Consider the following 19,780-nt stretch of genomic DNA (forward strand, 5'->3'; position numbering starts at 1 on the left):
ATGAGTCTCGCCGTCCGCGTCATCCCCTGCCTCGACGTCGCCGCCGGCCGCGTCGTGAAGGGCGTCAACTTCCAGAACCTGCGCGATGCGGGCGACCCCGTCGAGCTCGCCCGCCTCTACTTCGAGCAGGGCGCCGACGAGCTGACCTTCCTCGACGTCACCGCCACGGTCGACGACCGCTCGACCACCTACGACGTGGTGCGGGCGACCGCCGAGCAGGTCTTCATCCCGCTCACGGTCGGCGGAGGCGTGCGCAGCGCCGAGGACGTCTCGCGACTGCTCGCGCACGGCGCCGACAAGGTGGGCGTCAACTCCGCCGCGATCGCCCGGCCCGAGCTCCTCGGCGAGATCGCCGACGTCTTCGGCGCGCAGGTGCTCGTGCTCTCGCTCGACGTCAAGCGGAGCGACGCCACGGCGTCCGGCTTCGTCGTCACCACTCACGGCGGACGCCGCGAGACCGAGCTCGACGCCCTGGCCTGGGCGGCCGAGGCCGTCGAGCGCGGCGCCGGGGAGCTGCTGGTCAACTCCATCGACGCCGACGGCACCAAGCAGGGCTTCGACCTCGAGCTGATCGCCGCGATGCGCGAGCTGAGCTCCGTGCCGGTCATCGCCTCCGGAGGCGCCGGCGCCGTCGAGCACTTCGCTCCGGCCGTCGACGCGGGAGCCGACGCCGTGCTCGCCGCCTCCGTCTTCCACAACCGCGAGCTGACGATCGGCGACGTCAAGCGCGCGCTCGCCGCCTCCGGGATCGAGATCCGATGACCCCCGCCGAGCTCGACGCCGTCCTGGACCGCGCCGCCTTCGATCCGACCGGGCTCCTGCCCGCGATCATCCAGCAGCACGACACCCGCGAGGTGCTCATGATGGGCTGGATGGACCGCGAGGCGCTCCGGCGGACCCTCACCGAGGGCCGCGTCACCTTCTGGTCGCGCTCGCGCCAGGAGTACTGGCGCAAGGGCGACACGTCCGGGCACGCGCAGTACGTGCGGGGTGCCGCCCTCGACTGCGACGCCGACACCCTGCTGGTCCAGGTCGAGCAGATCGGCGCAGCCTGCCACACGGGCGAGCACGCCTGCTTCGACGTCGACCCCCTCGTGCCGTTCACCGGCCTCGGTCCGGCGGAGTGAGCATGAGCGGACGGCGGCTGAAGTACACGGCGATCCTCGGGGTCGTGCTGCTCGCCGCGCTCGAGCTGACCTCCTCCACCCAGACCTGGTCCACGCTGACCCTGGCCGCGATCGAGGGGGAGGGCCAGCGGATCGACGTGGCCGGGACCGTCGCCGCGCCCGCGCTCTCCGCCCTGGCGCTCGCGGGCCTCGCCCTCGCCGCGGCCCTCGCCATCGCCGGCCCCGTCTTCCGGATCGTGCTCGGTGTGCTCCAGGCCGTCCTCGGCGCCTCGGTGGTGCTCGCGGCCGCGACGGCACTGGGCGACCCCGTGCGCGCCGGCGCTTCGCTCGTCACCGAGGCGACCGCCATCGCGGGGGAGCAGTCCGTCGCGGCGCTCGTGGCCTCGTCCTCCGCGACGGCCTGGCCCGTCGTCGCCCTGGTCTGCGGCGTGCTCACCGCGCTGCTCGGGATCGGCGTCCTCGTGACCTCGGGCCGCTGGCCGGGAGCGGCGCGGAAGCGCGCCTCCCGCTTCGAGCCCGCCGACGGCTACGGCCACGGCGCGTCGACCGTGCAGACGGACGACGGCGACATCGACCCGGTCGTCTCGTGGGACGAGCTCTCGCGCGGCGACGACCCCACCTCGGGCCGCTGACACCGGCCGCGGTCGTGTCCGGCGGTCCGGCATCCCCGCCTCCTGCAGGCGGCTGCGCAGGCGAGTCCGGGGCCGGGCGCTCAGGCGCCTCACGCTAGACTGCTCTGGTCCCGATGCACCCCCAGGAGGAGACCCATGAGCACCGAGCACGACGACGACAACCACGGCCACTCGCCCGCAGCGTGGACGGCCGTCGTCATCATGCTGGTCGGATTCACGATCGGCACGATCGCGTTCTGGTTCGACGTGCCCCTGGTGGTCTGGCTCTCGGCCGGCCTGGTCGTGGTGGGTCTGCTCGTGGGCATGGGCATGGCCAAGGCGGGCTACGGCGTCAACGGCGCGAAGGCGAACCCGAAGGCGCGCGCCTAGGTGCTCGCCGACCTCACCGCCGGCGCCCTGGCCGACGCGGCCCGGCGCCGCGAGAGCGCCCCGCTCGAAGCCGTCGAGCGCCGCGCGCTCGCCCAGGCGCCCGCCCTCGACGCCCTGGCCGCTCTGGCCCCCGCCGAGCGCGTCAGGATCATCGCCGAGGTGAAGCGCGCCAGCCCGTCGCGCGGAGCCCTCGCCGACATCCCCGTCCCCGCCGAGCTGGCCGGGCAGTACGAGCTCGGGGGAGCGAGCGCGATCAGCGTCCTCACCGAGGAGCGCCGCTTCAAGGGGTCCCTCGCGGACCTCGAGGCGGTCCGCGAGCGCGTGTCGATCCCCGTCCTGCGCAAGGACTTCGTCGCCGAGCCGTACCAGGTCCTTGAGGCCCGCGCGGCCGGAGCCGACCTGGTCCTCCTCATCGTCGCCGCGCTCGAGCAGCCCCTGCTCGCCGAGCTGCACGCCCTCGTGCTCGAGCTGGGGATGACCCCGCTCGTCGAGACGCACTCGGCCGACGAGCTCGAGCGGGCCGCCGACCTCGGCGCGCGGCTCATCGGCGTGAACGCCCGCGACCTCTCCACCTTCCAGCTCGACCGCGACCTCTTCGGCCGCCTCTCCGAGCGCTTCCCCGACGATGCGGTGAAGGTGGCCGAGTCGGCCGTCCTCACCGCCGACGACGTCGCGCACTACCGCGGCTCCGGAGCCGACGTCGTCCTCGTGGGCGAGGCTCTCGTCACCGGCGGCGACCCCGTCTCCACCCTCGCCGGCTTCCTGGCGCACTGACCACACCGATAGGCGGTACCCCCATGGCACTCCGGGATGAACTCGGCCCCTACTTCGGCGAGTTCGGCGGACGCTACGTCCCCGAGTCCCTCGTCGAGGCCCTCGACGAGCTGAGCGCCGAGTACGAGCGCACGAAGGTCGATCCCGCGTTCGCGGCAGAACTGATGGAGCTGCACCGCAGCTACACCGGTCGTCCGTCGATCATCACCGAGGTGCCGCGGTTCGCCGAGCACGCCGGCGGTGCGCGGATCATCCTCAAGCGCGAGGACCTCAACCACACCGGCTCGCACAAGATCAACAACGTGCTGGGCCAGGCGCTGCTCACCAAGCGGATCGGCAAGACCCGCGTCATCGCCGAGACGGGAGCGGGCCAGCACGGCGTCGCGACCGCCACGGCCGCCGCCCTGTTCGGCCTCGACTGCGTGGTCTACATGGGCGAGGTCGACACCGAGCGCCAGGCCCTCAACGTCGCCCGCATGCGCCTGCTCGGCGCCGAGGTGATCCCCGTGACGACCGGCTCGCGCACCCTCAAGGACGCGATCAACGACGCGATGCGCGACTGGGTGACGAACGTGGGCACCACGAACTACATCTTCGGCACCGTCGCCGGCCCGCACCCGTTCCCGGCCCTCGTCCGGGACTTCCAGAAGATCATCGGCGAGGAGGCGCGCGAGCAGGTCCTCGAGCTCACCGGCTCGCTGCCCACCGCGGTCACCGCCTGCGTCGGCGGCGGCTCCAACGCGATGGGGATCTTCCACGCCTTCCTCGATGACCCCGAGGTCCGCCTCGTCGGCTTCGAGGCCGGCGGCGACGGGATCGAGACCCCCCGCCACGCGGCGACCATCAGCAAGGGCCGCCCCGGCGTCCTGCACGGCGCCCGCAGCTTCCTCCTCCAGGACGAGGACGGCCAGACCGTCGAGTCGCACTCGATCTCGGCCGGCCTCGACTACCCGGGCATCGGCCCGGAGCACGCGTGGCTCTCGAGCATCGGCCGCGCCGATTACCGCGCGGTCACCGACTCGGCCGCGATGGACGCGCTCATGCTGCTCAGCCGCACCGAGGGGATCATCCCGGCGATCGAGTCCGCGCACGCGCTGGCCGGCACGCTGGAGCTCGGGCGCGAGCTCGGCCCCGAGGCCACCATCCTGGTCAACCTCTCGGGCCGCGGCGACAAGGACATGACGACCGCTGCGCACTACTTCGGCCTCATGGACCAGGGCGCGGTGCAGTCGTGAGCGGCCGCGGACCGAGCGTCGCCGAGACCGTCCGGCGCCGGAACGAGGAGGCGGCGGGCGCCCTGATCGGCTACCTCCCCGTCGGCTTCCCCGACCTGCCGACCAGCATCGACGCCGCCGTGGCCATGGCCGAGAACGGCGTCGACGCGATCGAGCTCGGTCTGCCCTACTCCGATCCGGTGATGGACGGACCCGTCATCCAGGAGGCGACCCAGGCCGCCATCGCGGGCGGCTTCCGCCTCCGCCACGGCTTCGAGGCCGTCCGCGAGATCCGGGCGCGCGTCGACGTGCCGGTCCTGGTGATGACCTACTACAACCCCGTCCTGCAGTACGGGGTCGAGCGCTTCGCCACCGATCTGGCCGAGGCCGGCGGGTCCGGCCTCATCACGCCCGACCTGATCCCGGACGAGGGCGCCGAGTGGCTCGCCGTCTCCGAGCGGCTCGGACTCGACCGCGTGTTCCTCGCGGCACCGTCCTCGACGGACACGCGCCTGCGCCAGGCCGTCGACTCGAGCCGTGGATTCGTCTACGCGGTCTCGACGATGGGCATCACCGGCGCGCGCACCGATGTCGACTCCGCGGCCCGCACCCTGGTCGACCGCCTCCGCGCCGCCGGCTCCGAGAGCGCGTGCGTCGGCCTGGGCATCTCGACCGGCGAGCAGGTCGCCGAGATCCTCGCCTACGCGGACGGCGCCATCGTCGGATCCGCCCTGGTGCGGGCGCTGGCGTCCGGCGGGGTCGACGCGGTCGCCGAGACCTCCCGCGGCCTCGCCGAGGGCACCCGCCTGCGCTCCGCGCGCTGACACCCTCCCGCTACAATCGGGATGCCCACCGGGGCGCGGCCGAGCCGTGCCCGGGGGACCCCCTCCTTCGAAAGGTCGAGTACCGGTGTCCGTACCGCTGAGCATTCCGAGCCCCCCCGACGCGTGGAGTCAGTACGACCTCACGATCGGCACCTTCACGCTCGCGATCCACACCTACGCGCTCTGCATCCTCGCGGGGATCATCGTGGCGACGATCATGACGAACCAGCGCCTCAAGCGCCGCGGCGCGGAGCCGTGGGTCGTGCTCGACATCATCATCTGGGCGGTGCCGCTCGGCATCGTCGGCGCCCGCGCCTACCACGTGCTCACCCACCCCGGCGACTACTTCTACGACGGCGCCGACCCGTGGGAGGTCGTCCGCATCTGGAACGGCGGCAACGCCATCTTCGGCGGGCTCATCGGAGGCGCGGTCGGCGCGTTCATCGGCTGCCGCTGGACAGGAGTGCGCTTCTGGACCTTCGCCGACGCCCTCGCCCCCGGCATGCTCGCCGCTCAGGCGCTCGGGCGCCTGGGCAACTGGTTCAACCACGAGCTCTTCGGCCTGCCCACGACCCTGCCCTGGGGCCTCGAGATCGAGACCACCAACCCGGCCTTCCCCGTCGGCCTCCCGGCGGGCACGCTCTTCCACCCGACCTTCCTCTACGAGATCCTCTGGAACGTCGTCGGCATCGCGGTCATCCTCCTGCTCGAGCGCCGTCTCAAGCTGCAGTGGGGCACCGTCTTCGCCGCCTACCTGATCTGGTACGGGATCGGCCGCGTCTGGTTCGAATCCATCCGGATCGACCCGAGCGAGTTCTTCTGGGGCATCCGCACCAACGTCTGGGCCGCGCTCATCGCCGTGGTCATCGGCCTGGTCCTCGTGGTGATCCAGAAGCGCGAGCACCCGGGCGCCGAGCCCTCGGCCTACCGGCCGGGTCGCGAGTGGACGCCCGCCCCGGCTGCGGTAGAATTCGAGGACGTCGAGTCCGACTCCGACGACACCACCACCCCTGCTTCCGGCACCGACGCCGAGAAGCCGACGGTCTCCCGCACCTGACGGAGGTCGCGGAGCCTCCGCGACCGCCTCCCGGGTGCCCGACACCTCCACGACCGCCCCATCGCGGCGCAGCCACGAGCGCTGCCGCAGGCGGGTCGTCGTGCAGGCACCGCCGGCGGCGCGCGACGCTCGCGCCACGGCAGAACCCTGCGGCCCTCCCGATCGGGGAGCCGCTCCTCCTTCACCACCGCGGGCCAGCGACGTCCCGATCAGCCATCACCCCCGTGAGGACGGTTCCCATGGCCTCCGCCCAGCCCTCGACCCCGGCCCGCGCCGTGCCCTTCCTGGGCATGCCGCCGGCGCAGGGGATGTACGACCCGGCCGCCGAGAAGGACGCGTGCGGTCTCGCGATGGTCGCCACCATGCGCGGCACCGCCGGCCACGACATCATCGACGCCGCGCTGAACGCGCTGCGCAACCTCGAGCACCGCGGCGCCGTCGGCTCCGACGCGGGAACGGGCGACGGCGCGGGGATCATCACGCAGATCCCGGACGAGTTCCTCCGCGCGGTCGCTCCCTTCGAGCTCCCGCCGCTGGGCCAGTACGCGGTGGGCAACGCCTTCCTCCCGGTGGACGTGTTCGAGCGCGAGCGGGTCAAGTCGACGATCGCCGACATCGCCCGCGAGGAGAACCTCGCCGTGGTCGGCTGGCGGTCCGTGCCCGTGCAGCCCGACGAGATCGGCACGCTCGCCCGGGCCGCCATGCCGGCGATCGAGCAGCTGTTCATCCGGAGCGAGCTGACCGACGAGAGCGGCACGCCCCTCTCCTCCGTGCGCCTCGACCGCCTGACCTTCCGCCTGCGCAAGCGCGTCGAGCGCGAGCTCGAGGTCTACTTCATGTCGCTCTCGAGCCGCACGCTCGTCTACAAGGGCATGGTGACGACGCTCCAGCTGGAGCCGTTCTACCCGGACCTGTCCGACGAGCGCTTCGCGTCGAAGCTCGCGCTGGTGCACTCCCGGTACTCCACCAACACCTTCCCCTCGTGGCCGCTCGCTCAGCCGTTCCGGATGATCGCGCACAACGGCGAGATCAACACGGTGCAGGGCAACCGCAACTGGATGCGCGCGCGCCAGTCGCAGCTGAAGAGCCGCGAGCTGGGCGACCTGGCCCCGCTGTTCCCGATCGTCTCGCCCGGCCGCAGCGACTCCGCCTCGTTCGACGAGACCGTCGAGCTGCTCAATCTGGCCGGCCGGTCGCTCCCGCACGCGATCATGATGATGGTGCCGGAGGCCTGGGAGAACCAGGACGGCGCGCTCGACCCGAAGCGCCGCGCGTTCTACGAGTACCACTCGATGCTCATGGAGCCGTGGGACGGCCCGGCCGCGATCGTCTTCACCGACGGCGAGCTCGTCGGCGCCACCCTCGACCGCAACGGGCTCCGACCCGGCCGCTACGTCGTCACCGACGACGGGCTCGTGGTGCTCGCCAGCGAGATCGGCGTGCTCGACATCGACCCCGCGAAGGTGGTCCGCAAGGGACGCCTGCAGCCCGGCCGCATGTTCCTGGTCGACACCGAGCAGGGCCGCATCGTCGAGGACGAGGAGATCAAGGGGCAGCTCGCCGCCTCCGGTCCGTTCGAGGAGTGGCTCGAGAAGGGCCGCATCAACCTCAAGGACCTCCCCGAGCGCGAGCACATCGTGCACACGCCCGCCTCGGTCAACCGCCGCCAGCGCACCTTCGGCTACACCGAGGAGGAGGTCCGCCTCCTCCTGCTGCCGATGGCGCGCGCCGGTGCGGAGCCGCTCGGAGCGATGGGCTCGGACACCCCCGTGGCCGTCCTGTCCAAGCGCCCCCGCCTGCTCTTCGACTACTTCACGCAGGCCTTCGCGCAGGTGACGAACCCGCCGCTGGACTCGATCCGCGAGGAGGTCGTGACCTCGCTCCGCCTGGGCCTCGGCCCCGAGCGCAACCTGCTGACCGCCGGTGCCGAGCACGCGCGCCAGGTCGTCCTCGACTTCCCGGTCATCGACAACGACGAGCTCGCGAAGATCCAGCACATCGCGCCGCGCCCGCTGAGCCACATCACCACGACGATCCGCGGCCTCTACCGCGTCGACGCGGGACCCCGCGCGATGCAGGACCGCATCGACGAGATGTGCGATGAGGCCGACGAGGCCATCGCCGCGGGAGCGCAGTTCCTGGTGCTCTCGGACCGCGACTCCACCAAGGACCTCGCGCCGATCCCCTCGCTGCTGATGCTCGCCGCCGTGCACCACCACCTCATCCGCACCGAGAACCGGATGCGAGTGGGGCTCGTGGTCGAGGCGGGCGACGTCCGCGAGGTGCACCATGTGGCGACGCTCATCGGCTACGGCGCCTCCGCGGTCAACCCGTACCTGGCGATGGAGACCTGCGAGGACCTCGTCCGCAGCGGCATGCTGTCGGACGTCTCGCCGGAGAAGGCCGTGAAGAACGTGATCAAGGCGCTCGGCAAGGGCGTGCTGAAGATCATGTCCAAGATGGGCATCTCCACCGTGTCGAGCTACGCCGGGGCGCAGACCTTCGAGGCCGTCGGCCTCAGCCAGGCGTTCGTCGACCAGTACTTCACCGGCACCGTCTCGAAGCTCGGCGGCATCGGCATCGACGTCGTCGCCGAGGAGAACGCCGCGCGTCACCGCGCCGCGTACCCCGAGGACGGCGCGATCGTCGCGCATGAGCGCCTGGCGGTCGGCGGCGAGTACCAGTGGCGCCGCGACGGCGCCCCGCACCTGTTCAACCCGGACACGGTGTTCCGCCTGCAGCACTCGACGCGCAACCGCCGCTACGACGTCTTCCGCGAGTACACGAAGATGGTCGACGACCAGGCGAGCTCGCTGATGACCCTCCGCGGCATGTTCAAGCTCGACACCGCGGGGCGCACGCCGATCCCGATCGACGAGGTCGAGCCGGTCGAGGCGATCGTCAAGCGCTTCTCGACGGGCGCGATGAGCTACGGCTCCATCTCGCCGGAGGCGCACGAGACGCTCGCCATCGCGATGAACCGCCTCGGCGCCAAGTCGAACACGGGCGAGGGCGGCGAGGACACCGAGCGGCTGCTCGACCCGGAGCGCCGCTCCGCGATCAAGCAGGTCGCCTCGGGCCGCTTCGGCGTCACGAGCATGTACCTCACCCACGCCGACGACATCCAGATCAAGCTCGCCCAGGGCGCCAAGCCCGGCGAGGGCGGTCAGCTGCCGCCGACGAAGGTGTACCCGTGGATCGCGCGCACCCGGCACGCGACCGCCGGCGTCGGCCTGATCTCGCCGCCGCCGCACCACGACATCTACTCGATCGAGGACCTCAAGCAGCTGATCTTCGACCTCAAGCGGGCGAACCCGTCGGCGCGCATCCACGCGAAGCTGGTCAGCCAGTCGGGCATCGGAGCGGTCGCCGCCGGCACCGCGAAGGCCCTCGCCGACGTGATCCTCGTCTCGGGTCACGACGGCGGCACCGGCGCGAGCCCGGTGAACTCGCTCAAGCACGCGGGCACGCCCTGGGAGCTCGGCCTGGCCGAGACCCAGCAGACGCTGATGCTCAACGGCATGCGCGATCGCGTGGTCGTGCAGGTCGACGGCCAGATGAAGACCGGTCGCGACGTCGTCATCGGCGCGCTGCTCGGGGCCGAGGAGTTCGGCTTCGCGACGGCCCCGCTGATCGTCGAGGGCTGCATCATGATGCGCGTCTGCCACCTCGACACCTGCCCGGTGGGCGTCGCGACGCAGAACCCGGAGCTGCGCCAGCGGTTCTCCGGAAAGCCGGAGTTCGTCGTCAACTTCTTCGAGTTCATCGCCCAGGAGGTGCGCGAGTACCTCGCGCAGCTCGGCTTCCGGAGCGTCGACGAGATCGTCGGACACCGCGAGCTGCTCGACGTCGACCAGGCGATCGAGCACTGGAAGGCGAGCGGGCTCGACCTGACGCCGATCCTCGTCGGACCGGTCTTCACGGCGGAGGAGCCGCGCCGCCACGGCCGCGCGCAGGAGCACGAGCTCGAGCACCACTTCGACAACGAGCTGATCCGCCTCGCGGCGAACGTGCTCGACCACCGCGGCACCGTGCGGATCGAGCGCGAGATCAAGAACACCGAGCGCGCCGTCGGCACCATGCTCGGCCACGAGGTCACCGTCCGCTTCGGCGAGAACGGCCTGCCGGCCGACTCCATCGTCGTATCGCTCCGCGGCTCGGCCGGGCAGTCGCTCGGAGCGTTCCTCCCCGCCGGCATCACGCTGCGGCTCGAGGGCGACTCCAACGACTACGTCGGCAAGGGCCTCTCGGGCGGCCAGATCGTGGTGCGGCCGGACCGCCGCAGCACCTTCGACGCCTCGACGAACGTGATCGCGGGCAATGTGATCGGCTACGGGGCGACCCAGGGCACGATGTTCATCCGCGGGATGGTCGGCGAGCGCTTCCTGGTCCGCAACTCCGGCGCCACCGCGGTGGTCGAGGGAGTGGGCGACCACGCGCTCGAGTACATGACCGGCGGCCTGGCGGTGATCCTCGGCGAGACCGGGCGGAACCTCGGCGCCGGCATGTCGGGCGGCACGGCCTACATCCACGGCCTGCGCCGCGAGCTCGTGAACCGCGACGCGATCGCCTCCGGCGAGCTGACCCTCTCCGAGCTCGGCAGCGCCGACGTGGAGATCCTTCGCGACCTGCTCGAGCGGCACGTCGCGGAGACCGAGTCGACCCTGGCCCAGGGGATGCTCGACGATTTCGACGGAACGGTCTCGCGTTTCGTCAAGGTACTGCCCCGCGACTTCGCCGCGGTGCTCGCGACGCGCGCATCCGCTGTGGAGGAGGGGCTCGACCCGGACGGCGACGTCGTCTGGGGACGGATTCTGGAGGTGACCGGTGGCTGATCCCAAGGGGTTCCTGAAGGTGCAGGACCGGGAGCTGCCCAAGCGGCGTCCCGTGTCCGTCCGCCTGATGGACTGGAAAGAGGTCTACGAGCAGGGCGACTCCGCCGTGCTGCGCCGGCAGGCGGGCCGCTGCATGGACTGCGGCATCCCGTTCTGCCACAAGGGCTGCCCGCTGGGGAACCTGATCCCCGAGTGGAACGACCTGATGTGGCGTGGCGAGGGCCGCCAGGCGATCGAGCGCCTGCACGCGACGAACAACTTCCCGGAGTTCACGGGCCGGCTCTGCCCGGCGCCGTGCGAGTCGTCCTGCGTGCTCGGCATCAATCAGCCCGCTGTCACGATCAAGCAGATCGAGGTCTCGATCATCGATCAGGCCTTCGGCAACGACTGGGTGCAGCCGCACCCGCCGGAGCGCCTGACCGGCAAGACCGTCGCGGTCGTCGGCTCCGGCCCGGCGGGGCTCGCCGCAGCTCAGCAGCTCACCCGCGCCGGGCACACCGTCGCGGTCTACGAGCGCGACGACCGCATCGGCGGTCTCCTGCGCTACGGGATCCCGGACTTCAAGATGGAGAAGAAGCACCTCGAGCTCCGCCTGAACCAGATGAAGGCCGAGGGCACCCGGTTCCGCGCGGGCGTCGACATCGGCTCCGACATCACCTGGGACGACCTGCGGGCGCGCTACGACGCGGTCGTGGTCGCCACCGGTGCTCTCGTACCGCGCGACCTGCCGATCCCGGGTCGCGACCTCGACGGCGTGCACTTCGCCATGGAGTACCTCGTGCAGTCGAACCGCGCGATCGCGGGCGACCGCGTCTTCGAGCAGATCTCGGCCGAGGGCAAGCACGTCGTCGTCCTGGGCGGAGGAGACACCGGAGCGGACTGCATCGGCACCGCCCACCGCCAGAAGGCCGCGTCGGTCACGAACCTGGCGATCGGGCAGCAGCCGCCGTCGCAGCGCCCGGACAGCCAGCCCTGGCCGATGGACCCGACCGTGTTCGAGGTCTCGAGCGCCCACGAGGAGGGCGGGGAGCGGATGTTCCTCGCGTCGACCGTGGAGTTCCTCGCGAACGAGGGCGGCGAGGTCCGCGCGGTGCGCGTGGCCGAGACCGAGTACCTCGACGGGCGCCGCGTCCCCAAGGCGGGCACCGAGCGCGAGATCCCGGCCGACCTGGTCCTGCTCGCCCTCGGCTTCACCGGCCCGGAGGCGGACCACCTCGGCCGCCAGCTCGACGTCCCCTTCACCGAGCGCGGCAACGTCGCGCGCGGCGACGCCTTCGAGACCAACGTCCCCGGCGTCTTCGTGGCCGGCGACGCCGGGCGCGGCCAGTCCCTGATCGTCTGGGCGATCGCGGAGGGCCGCTCCGTCGCGGCCGAGGTCGACCGCTACCTCGAGGGCACGACCCAGCTGCCGGCGCCGGTCGGCCCCAACGACCGGGGCTTCACGCTCTAGTCCCCGGGACGCGATAGTCTCGGCCCGCCAGCAATCAGCTCACCCTCCCCGCTAACGACGCGCCTCCGGGCGCAGAACAACGGAGCACCCCCTCAATGAGACGAGCGAAAATCGTCGCCACCCTCGGCCCGGCAACGTCGTCGTACGAGACCATTCGTGCGATCATCGACGCCGGCGTGGACGTGGCCCGCATGAACCTCAGTCACGGAAGCTACGACGTCCACGAAGGCATCTACCGCATCGTGCGGAAGGCCGCGGACGACGCCGGGCGCGCGGTCGCGATCCTCGTCGACCTGCAGGGTCCGAAGATCCGCCTCGGCAAGTTCGAGGGCGGCCCGTACGCCCTCGCCGAGGGCGACGTCTTCACCATCACCACCGAGGACGTCCTCGGCACGCGCGAGCTCTCGGGCACCACGTTCAAGGGCCTCCCGGACGACGTGAACCCGGGCGACATGCTCCTCATCGACGACGGCAAGGTCGCTGTCCGCGTCACCGCCGTCGAGGGCCCCCGGGTCGTCACCGAGGTCGTCGTCCCCGGCAACGTCTCGAACAACAAGGGCATCAACCTGCCCGGTGTCGCGGTCAACGTCCCCGCCCTCTCCCAGAAGGACGAGGACGACCTCCGCTGGGCGATCCGCCTCGGCGCCGACATCATCGCCCTCTCCTTCGTGCGCAACGCCAGCGACATCGAGCGCGTGCACGAGATCATGGCGGAGGAGGGCCGCAAGGCTCCCGTCATCGCCAAGATCGAGAAGCCGCAGGCGGTCGACAACCTGCAGGAGATCATCGACGTCTTCGACGGCATCATGGTCGCCCGCGGCGACCTCGGCGTCGAGCTGCCCCTCGAGGCGGTGCCGATCGTGCAGAAGCACGCCGTCGAGCTCGCCCGCCGCTGGGCGAAGCCGGTCATCGTCGCGACCCAGATGCTCGAGTCGATGATCGAGAGCCCCCGCCCCACGCGGGCCGAGGCCTCGGACGTCGCGAACGCCATCCTCGACGGCGCGGACGCGGTCATGCTCTCGGGCGAGACCAGCGTCGGAGCCTGGCCCGTCGTCACCGTGCAGACCATGGCCCGCATCGTCGAGTCCACCGAGGAGCACGGCCTGGAGCGCATCCCCCCGCTGGGGAGCAAGCCCCGCACCCAGGGCGGATCCGTCACGCTGGCCGCCGCCGAGGTCGCGGAGTTCGTCGAGGCGAAGTTCCTCTGCGTGTTCACGGAGTCGGGCGACTCGGTCCGCCGCATGACGCGCCTGCGCCACGGCATCCCGATCATCGGCTTCACCCCCGAGCCCGCCGTCCGGCGCCGCATGGCGCTGAACTGGGGCGTCCAGTCCTTCGTCACGCCGCGCGTCAACCACACCGACGCGATGTTCGCGCAGGTGGACGCGGTGCTGCTCCGCGAGGGCCTCGCCCAGGCGGGCGAGACCGTGGTCGTCGTCTCCGGATCGCCCCCCGGGCGCGCCGGCACGACGAACGACATGCGGGTGCACATCGTCGGCTCGTCCAGCTCGGCCGACAGGGCCGAGAACTGGGACCACTGAGTCCAGCACCCCCGGAGGGCCCGGTCGCGCGAGCGGCCGGGCCCTCCGGCGTTCCCCGGCGGTCCGCGTGGCGGGACGCGCCTCCGCGGGCGGATACCGTGGACCCATGCGACTCGGCGTGCTCGACATCGGCTCCAACACGGTCCACCTGCTCCTCGTCGACGCGCACCCCGGCGCCCGCCCGGTGCCCTACCGCTCGCACAAGCGGAGCCTCGCTCTCGTGGCGCACCTCGATGAGGCGGGGGAGATCACCGAGCGTGGCCAGCGCGAGCTGATCGCGTTCGTGACCGAGGCCGCCGAGGTCGCCCGCGAGCACCGCGCGGAGGACCTGCTGGCGTTCGCGACCTCGGCGATCCGCGAGGCCGGCAACGGCGCGGCGGTCCTCGACCGGGTCCGCGCCGAGACGGGCGTGCACCTCCAGGAGCTCGGCGGCGAGGCCGAGGCGTCGGCCACCTTCCTCGCCGTGCGCCGCTGGTTCGGCTGGGGCGCGGGCTCGATCCTGGACCTCGACATCGGCGGCGGCTCGTTCGAGCTCTCGATGGGCGTGGACGAGGTGCCCGAGCTCGCCGTGTCGGTCCCGCTCGGAGCGGGGCGGGTGACGCGGGACCTGCTGGTCGGCGATCCCGCCTCGGCCACGAGCGTGAAGGCCGCCCGGCGTCACGCCCGCGAGGTGCTCGCGGAGCCCGTCCGCGGCTTCCTCGCCCTGGGGCGCCCCGACCTGGTCGCAGGCACGTCGAAGACCTTCCGGTCTCTGGCGCGGATCACCGGCGCCGCTCCGAGCGCCGCCGGTCCGCTGGTGCGCCGCGAGCTGCACCTGGTCGACCTCCGGCTGTGGTCCGCCCGCCTCGCCGCGATCGGCGCGGCCGATCGCTCAGCGCTGCCCGGCGTCTCCGCTCTGCGGGCTCCGCAGCTGCTCGCGGGCGCTCTCGTCGCGGAGGCGGCCATGGACGCCCTCGGCATCGAGACGCTGGTGATCTGCCCCTGGGCCACCCGCGAGGGGCTGATCATCCGCCGCTTCGAGCTGCTCGACGCGCAGATCCAGCGCGCGGACGTTCAGCTCAGCGCGATGCTGTAGGACAGCGACCGTCGGCCGCCCGGCTCGAGGACGACCTGGCGCGGCTTGTCGACGATGTCGCCGTCCCAGCCCTCGGGGGTCGGGACGCTCCGCCACGGCTCGAGGCAGACGAACGGGGCCCCGACGGGCTTCCACACGCCGACCACGTCGAAGTCCCCGGTGTCGACGACGATCGCGCGGGCGGCGCCGTCGGCCTCGAGCCGGAGGGTCCGCCGGCGCGGCTCGTCGAAGATCATCACGCCCTCCTCGAAGTGCGCGTCGTCCACTGTCAGGACCCCGTCCTCGAGCGGCGCCGGGTGGCGCGCCTCGAGCAGCAGGTTCTCCGGAGCGCGGCGGTACCCCTCCGGCTCGGGCTGCGCGAAGCGGATGCGGTGCTCGCCGCGGCCCTCGGGCAGCGGCAGCGCGAAGGCCGGGTGGTTGCCGAGCGAGAAGCCCAGCGGAGAGGGACCCCTGTTCTCGACGGTCTGGGTGATCCGGAGCGAGGCGCCGGTCACGGCGTAGGCGATGAGGAGCGTCCAGTCGAAGGGGAACACCGCGCGCGTGGCGTCGTCGCTCCGGAGCCGGAACACCGCCTCGTCCGCCGAGACGCCCGCGAGCTCGAAGACCCGGTCCCGCGCGAAGCCGTGCTGCCCCATCCGGTGGTCCGCGCCGTCGTGGTGCAGCGTGTCGCCGGGGAGGCGCCCGATGATCGGGAACAGGACGGGAGCGTGCCGGCGCCACTCCGGGCCGGCCTGCCACAGGTACTCGCGGCCCTCGTCGTCGCGGAGGGACGTCATCTCGGCCCCGGCGGTCGTCAGGGCGAGGCGCAGGCTCTCGCTGCCGAGGGTGAGGACGGTGGGCGCGGGGGAGTCGCTGCTGGTCATCCTCCGATTCTGCCCGTCACGCGGTGCGGGCGGGGGTGTCGGCGGCGCGTGGCAGCATGGGGCGGTGCCTCCCGAGTCGACCCCCTCCTCCTGGCGCGCCCGCGTCGGCGAGCTCAGCGGATCCGCCGAGGCCGAGTCGCCGACCGTCCTCACTCCGATCGGGCTGCAGTTCGAGCTGCGCCGGCTGGTGCGCCGGGCCGACGATCCGTGGCGGGCGCCGGCGAGCGAGCGCGTCACGGCGAAGACCTACGACCCCGACGAGCGCCGCGACCACCGTCTGGCCACCCGCCCCGCCGTCCGTGGGCGCGGGGGCGCCTGGAACCGCACCACCCTCACCTGGAAGTCGCTGAACTTCCAGACCCACCGGCTCTCGCTCGACCCCGCTCACCAGCGCTGGTTCGCCGAGTTCGCGGCTCTGCACCGCGCCACGCGCACCGTCCACCTCGGGCAGGACCCCGACTGGATCCACCTCGACGACTACGAGAGCCCACTGCTCTGGCGGCTGCTCGAGCAGGCGCAGGCCGCCGGGATCCCGCTGCTCGCCCCGGAGAAGGGCGCGGTCCGTCTCGCCGGTCCCGCGCATGTGGCGGTGACGGTCTCGGCGGAGGAGGGAGCGCTCCGGCTGCGGCCCGTCCTGCGGATCGACGGCGCGGAGCACGCGCCCGAGTCGGCGCGTCCGGTCGCCCGGCACGGCGTCTACGCGGTCGAGGGCGGCGATCCGTCCTCGCTCCTGCTCGCGCCCGCGTCCCTGCCCTTCGACGACGAGGAGCTGCGGCTCCTCGACCACCCCGAGGAGACGGAGGTCCCGGCGGAGGACGTGCCCGAGTTCGTCGGCGAGCACCTCCCCGCCCTCCGCGGCCGCGTCGCGGTGCGCGAGGAGGGCGTCGACCTCGTCCTGGACGATCCGGAGCCCCCGCGCCTGGTCTGCACGGTCTCGTTCGAGCCGCGGCGCGCCGTCAGGGTGGGCTGGCACTGGCGCCGCTCGCCCGATCGCGCGGGCGAACTCGACGGCACGGCCGACGCGGCTCTCGAGCGCGCGGTGCTCCGCCGGGTGCGCTCGGTGCTCGGCGAGGCCGGGTCCGCTCTCGTGCCGGAGCCGGGGACGAGCGCGGTCCTGCGCGGGGCCGAGGCGGCGGTGTTCGTGGTGGAGCAGCTCCCGCAGCTGGAGGGGATCGGCGGGGTCCGGATCGAGCGCGAGGGCGCGGCCCCGGACTACCGCCTGCTGACCGGACCGCTCACGCTCACCATCACCGCGGTCGACACCGAGAGCGCCGACTGGTTCGACCTCGGCGTCGTCGTGACCATCGGCGACGCGACCGTGCCGTTCCTGCCCCTCTTCCGCGCTCTGGCCGCGGGCGGCGACCGCATCCGCCTGGTCGACCACTCCTACCTCTCGCTCGCGCACCCCGGCCTCGACCGGCTCCGGGAGCTGCTGACCCGGGCGGACGAGCTCGAGGAGTGGGAGACGGGACCGCGGCTCGGCCGGCACCAGGCCGGGCTGTGGAACGAGCTGGAGGAGCTCGCCGACGAGAGCGTCCCCTCCGACGCGTGGCGCGCCGTGCTCGACTCCGCGCTGGCCGCCGGGTCGCCGGAGGACGTGGAGCCGCCGGAGGGCCTGACCGCCCGGCTGCGTCCGTACCAGCGGGCGGGCTACGCCTGGCTCGTGCACCGCCTCCGTCACGGGCTCGGCGGGATCCTGGCCGACGACATGGGCCTCGGCAAGACCCTGCAGGCGCTGGCCATGATGCTCGACGCGGTCGAGGAGGCGGGCCGCGCCGGGATCCGCCGCGCGCCGTTCCTCGTGGTCGCCCCCACCTCGGTCGTGCCGGGCTGGCGCTCGGAGGCCGAGCGCTTCGCGCCCGCCCTGCGCGTCCACGTCGTCGCGAGCTCGCGGGAGGGCGCGCTCGACGCGATCCCGGGCGACGCGGACGTGGTCCTCACCAGCTACGCGGTCCTGCGCCTCGGCGGCGAGCGCTGGGCGTCGAGGACGTGGTCGGCGCTGATCCTCGACGAGGCCCAGTTCGTCAAGAACCCCGCCTCACAGACGCACCGGGCCGCCCGCGGGGTCGGCGCGCCCGTCACGCTCGCGCTCACCGGCACACCGCTGGAGAACTCGCTCGACGAGCTCTGGGCGGTCCTCGCCCTGGTGGCGCCCGGGCTCCTGCCGCCGCTGCGCCGCTTCCGCGAGGAGTACACCCGGCCGATCCTGCACGCGGAGGCGCCCGTCGGCATCGGTTCGCCCGATCTGTCCGAGGGACGGACCGTCAGCCACACCGAGGGCGCGCGCCGCCGCCTCGAGAGACTGCGCCGGCGACTGCGTCCGTTCCTGCTCCGCCGCACCAAGGAGGCGGTGGCGCCGGAGCTCCCCGAGAAGCAGGAGCAGACGATCGAGGTCGCGCTGACGCCCGCCCACAGGGTGCTCTACGACGGCTACCTCCAGCGCGAGCGGCGGAAGCTCCTGGGCCTGGTCGACGACCTCGACCGGCAGCGCTTCACGGTGTTCCGATCGCTCACCCTCCTGCGCCTGCTCGCGCTCGACGCGTCCCTGGTCGACCCGGCCTACCGGCACGTCCCGTCCGCGAAGCTCGACGTGCTCGTCGAGCAGCTCGACGACGTGATCGCGGAAGGCCGTCGGGCCCTCGTCTTCAGCACCTTCACCTCGTACCTGGAGCGGGCGGGGGAGCGGCTGCGTCGGCGCGGCATCCCGTTCGTGCAGCTCGACGGCTCCACGCGGGACCGCGCGGGAGTGATCGAGGAGTTCCGCTCGGGAGCCGCGCCCGTCTTCCTGATCAGCCTGAAGGCGGGCGGCACCGGGCTCACCCTCACCGAGGCCGACCACGTCTTCATCCTCGACCCGTGGTGGAACCCGGCGGCCGAGGCGCAGGCCGTCGACCGCGCGCACCGCATCGGCCAGGAGCGGCGGGTGAACGTGTACCGGCTGGTGGCGACGGACACGATCGAGGAGAAGATCGTGCGCCTCCAGGAGCGCAAGGGCCGCCTCAGCACGGCGGTGCTCGACGAGGGCGAGCTCTTCGCCCGGGCGCTGTCGGCCGACGACGTCCGCGAACTGCTGGCCGAGTGACCACGGCCCCACGAAGGGTGACAGAACGGCCAGCCGCGGCCCAGGATCCGAGCGCACACTGAGCGGATGAGACGCCGCCGCCCCCGCCCCCGCGCCGACTGGATCGTCGCCCTCGAGAAGGGCGACGACGCCGGGCTCTTCGGACCGGGCAGCGCGGTCTGGGCGGTCAACGGCGGCCTGCCCACGATGATCGCCGGAGTGCGGGCTCTGCTCATGCAGACCCTCCATGCCGGAGCGATGGCCGGTGTGCACGACCACTCCCGCTACCGCGAGGACCCGATGGGCCGCCTCGACAACACGGTCCGCTGGGTCCTGACCACCAGCTTCGGCGACACCGCCGCGGCGAGCGGAGCGGCGCGCTGGGTGACCGGCGTGCACGAGCGGATCGTCGGCTCCTACGAGGACGCCGGCGGGCGTGAGCGCTCCTACTCGGCGCAGGACCCCCGCCTGCTGCTCTGGGTGCACGACGCCTTCACCGACGCGTTCCTCGCCGCCCACGAGATCTGGGGCGGACGGATCCCCGGCGGCCCCGACGCCTACGTGCGCGAGTGGGCCGCCTCCGGCCGGCTGCTCGGAGTGCAGGATCCGCCCGAGAGCGTCGCGGAGCTCCGCGCGCAGCTCGCCGGATTCGCGGGCGAGCTCAAGCCCGACGCACGCGTGCACGAGGCGGTCGGGTTCCTCCGCGACATCCGGCTGCCGGGCGAGGCGGGCGTGGTCTACCCGCTGCTGTTCGCCGGCGCGGTCGCCTCGCTCAGCCCCGAGGTGCGGAGGCTCCTAGGCCTCCGGCGCCCGTGGTGGCCCGCGATCACGGCGAACCGCCTGCTGTTCGTGTTCCTGGGCCGGTATCTCGGCCGGGTCTCGCCGAGCGAGCAGGCCGCGATCGACCGCATCGCCGGCCTCGACCAGGTTCGCACCGGCGCCTGACGCTCTTCCCGTA

15 protein-coding genes are annotated in these 19,780 nt (G+C 72.6%); 14 read left to right on the forward strand and 1 reads right to left on the reverse strand.

All coding sequences use genetic code 11. The annotated features are described in order from the left end of the window. The 12 genes from hisF (at position 1) to C5C33_RS06605 (ending at position 14,898) form a co-directional block, all read left to right on the forward strand. On the forward strand, positions 1-762 hold the full coding sequence (gene hisF, locus C5C33_RS06550) for an imidazole glycerol phosphate synthase subunit HisF (protein ID WP_104221853.1): 762 nt from the start codon (positions 1-3) through the stop codon (positions 760-762). Beyond that, positions 759-1,127, forward strand: a complete 369-nt coding sequence (gene hisI, locus C5C33_RS06555; RefSeq protein WP_104221855.1) for a phosphoribosyl-AMP cyclohydrolase — start codon at positions 759-761, stop codon at positions 1,125-1,127. Before hisF ends, hisI begins: the two co-directional genes overlap by 4 nt. Positions 1,128-1,129: 2 nt before the next feature. Further along, positions 1,130-1,759, forward strand: a complete 630-nt coding sequence (locus tag C5C33_RS06560; protein ID WP_104260723.1) for a Trp biosynthesis-associated membrane protein — start codon at positions 1,130-1,132, stop codon at positions 1,757-1,759. 135 nt (positions 1,760-1,894) lie between these two features. Beyond that, the gene (locus C5C33_RS06565; RefSeq protein WP_104221860.1) at positions 1,895-2,128 is read left to right on the forward strand and encodes a DUF6704 family protein; all 234 of its coding nucleotides are present in this window, start codon (positions 1,895-1,897) and stop codon (positions 2,126-2,128) included. Beyond that, positions 2,129-2,902 (forward strand): indole-3-glycerol phosphate synthase TrpC, encoded by a 774-nt coding sequence (gene trpC, locus C5C33_RS06570; protein WP_104221862.1) that lies wholly within the window; start codon positions 2,129-2,131, stop codon positions 2,900-2,902. It abuts the gene before it with no gap. A 23-nt stretch (positions 2,903-2,925) separates the two neighbouring features. Beyond that, positions 2,926-4,137, forward strand: coding sequence for a tryptophan synthase subunit beta (gene trpB / locus C5C33_RS06575; RefSeq protein ID WP_104225310.1), 1,212 nt, complete (start codon positions 2,926-2,928; stop codon positions 4,135-4,137). After that, positions 4,134-4,940 (forward strand): tryptophan synthase subunit alpha, encoded by an 807-nt coding sequence (gene trpA / locus C5C33_RS06580; RefSeq protein WP_104232657.1) that lies wholly within the window; start codon positions 4,134-4,136, stop codon positions 4,938-4,940. Before trpB ends, trpA begins: the two co-directional genes overlap by 4 nt. An 85-nt stretch (positions 4,941-5,025) precedes the next feature. Then, the gene (lgt, locus tag C5C33_RS06585) at positions 5,026-5,997 is read left to right on the forward strand and encodes a prolipoprotein diacylglyceryl transferase (protein WP_258059820.1); all 972 of its coding nucleotides are present in this window, start codon (positions 5,026-5,028) and stop codon (positions 5,995-5,997) included. A gap of 239 nt (positions 5,998-6,236) precedes the next feature. Continuing rightward, positions 6,237-10,832 (forward strand): glutamate synthase large subunit, encoded by a 4,596-nt coding sequence (gene gltB, locus C5C33_RS06590; protein WP_104221865.1) that lies wholly within the window; start codon positions 6,237-6,239, stop codon positions 10,830-10,832. Further along, entirely contained in the window at positions 10,825-12,282 is a 1,458-nt protein-coding gene (locus C5C33_RS06595) for a glutamate synthase subunit beta (RefSeq protein ID WP_104260724.1), read from the forward strand. The genes gltB and C5C33_RS06595 overlap by 8 nt, the downstream gene beginning before the upstream one ends. Before the next feature lie 95 nt (positions 12,283-12,377). Beyond that, positions 12,378-13,823: a pyruvate kinase gene (gene pyk, locus C5C33_RS06600; protein WP_104221869.1), complete on the forward strand. Its 1,446-nt coding sequence runs from the start codon at positions 12,378-12,380 to the stop codon at positions 13,821-13,823. A gap of 106 nt (positions 13,824-13,929) precedes the next feature. After that, positions 13,930-14,898, forward strand: coding sequence for an exopolyphosphatase (locus tag C5C33_RS06605; protein WP_104246791.1), 969 nt, complete (start codon positions 13,930-13,932; stop codon positions 14,896-14,898). On the opposite strand, the gene C5C33_RS06610 is transcribed toward C5C33_RS06605, so the two are convergent. Further along, positions 14,877-15,761: an aldose 1-epimerase family protein gene (locus tag C5C33_RS06610; protein WP_104260725.1), complete on the reverse strand. Its 885-nt coding sequence runs from the start codon at positions 15,759-15,761 to the stop codon at positions 14,877-14,879. The genes C5C33_RS06605 and C5C33_RS06610 overlap by 22 nt on opposite strands. A 64-nt stretch (positions 15,762-15,825) precedes the next feature. Here C5C33_RS06610 and C5C33_RS06615 point away from each other — a divergent pair, with 64 nt between their 5' ends. Beyond that, positions 15,826-18,843, forward strand: a complete 3,018-nt coding sequence (locus tag C5C33_RS06615) for a DEAD/DEAH box helicase (RefSeq protein ID WP_104260746.1) — start codon at positions 15,826-15,828, stop codon at positions 18,841-18,843. 66 nt (positions 18,844-18,909) lie between these two features. Beyond that, positions 18,910-19,767, forward strand: coding sequence for an oxygenase MpaB family protein (locus C5C33_RS06620; RefSeq protein WP_104260726.1), 858 nt, complete (start codon positions 18,910-18,912; stop codon positions 19,765-19,767). The last annotated feature ends 13 nt before the right edge of the window (positions 19,768-19,780 follow it).

This window comes from Rathayibacter sp. AY1H3, assembly GCF_002932015.1.

What these genes read in the sequence shown, in the direction of transcription:
- C5C33_RS06610 (WP_104260725.1), bottom strand. Translation starts at nt 15,761, where the DNA reads ATGACCAGCAGCGACTCCCCCGCGCCCACCGTCCTCACCCTCGGCAGC.
- pyk (WP_104221869.1), top strand. Translation starts at nt 12,378, where the DNA reads ATGAGACGAGCGAAAATCGTCGCCACCCTCGGCCCGGCAACGTCGTCG.
- hisI (WP_104221855.1), top strand. Translation starts at nt 759, where the DNA reads ATGACCCCCGCCGAGCTCGACGCCGTCCTGGACCGCGCCGCCTTCGAT.
- C5C33_RS06560 (WP_104260723.1), top strand. Translation starts at nt 1,130, where the DNA reads ATGAGCGGACGGCGGCTGAAGTACACGGCGATCCTCGGGGTCGTGCTG.
- trpB (WP_104225310.1), top strand. Translation starts at nt 2,926, where the DNA reads ATGGCACTCCGGGATGAACTCGGCCCCTACTTCGGCGAGTTCGGCGGA.
- C5C33_RS06605 (WP_104246791.1), top strand. Translation starts at nt 13,930, where the DNA reads ATGCGACTCGGCGTGCTCGACATCGGCTCCAACACGGTCCACCTGCTC.
- C5C33_RS06565 (WP_104221860.1), top strand. Translation starts at nt 1,895, where the DNA reads ATGAGCACCGAGCACGACGACGACAACCACGGCCACTCGCCCGCAGCG.
- gltB (WP_104221865.1), top strand. Translation starts at nt 6,237, where the DNA reads ATGGCCTCCGCCCAGCCCTCGACCCCGGCCCGCGCCGTGCCCTTCCTG.
- C5C33_RS06620 (WP_104260726.1), top strand. Translation starts at nt 18,910, where the DNA reads ATGAGACGCCGCCGCCCCCGCCCCCGCGCCGACTGGATCGTCGCCCTC.
- hisF (WP_104221853.1), top strand. Translation starts at nt 1, where the DNA reads ATGAGTCTCGCCGTCCGCGTCATCCCCTGCCTCGACGTCGCCGCCGGC.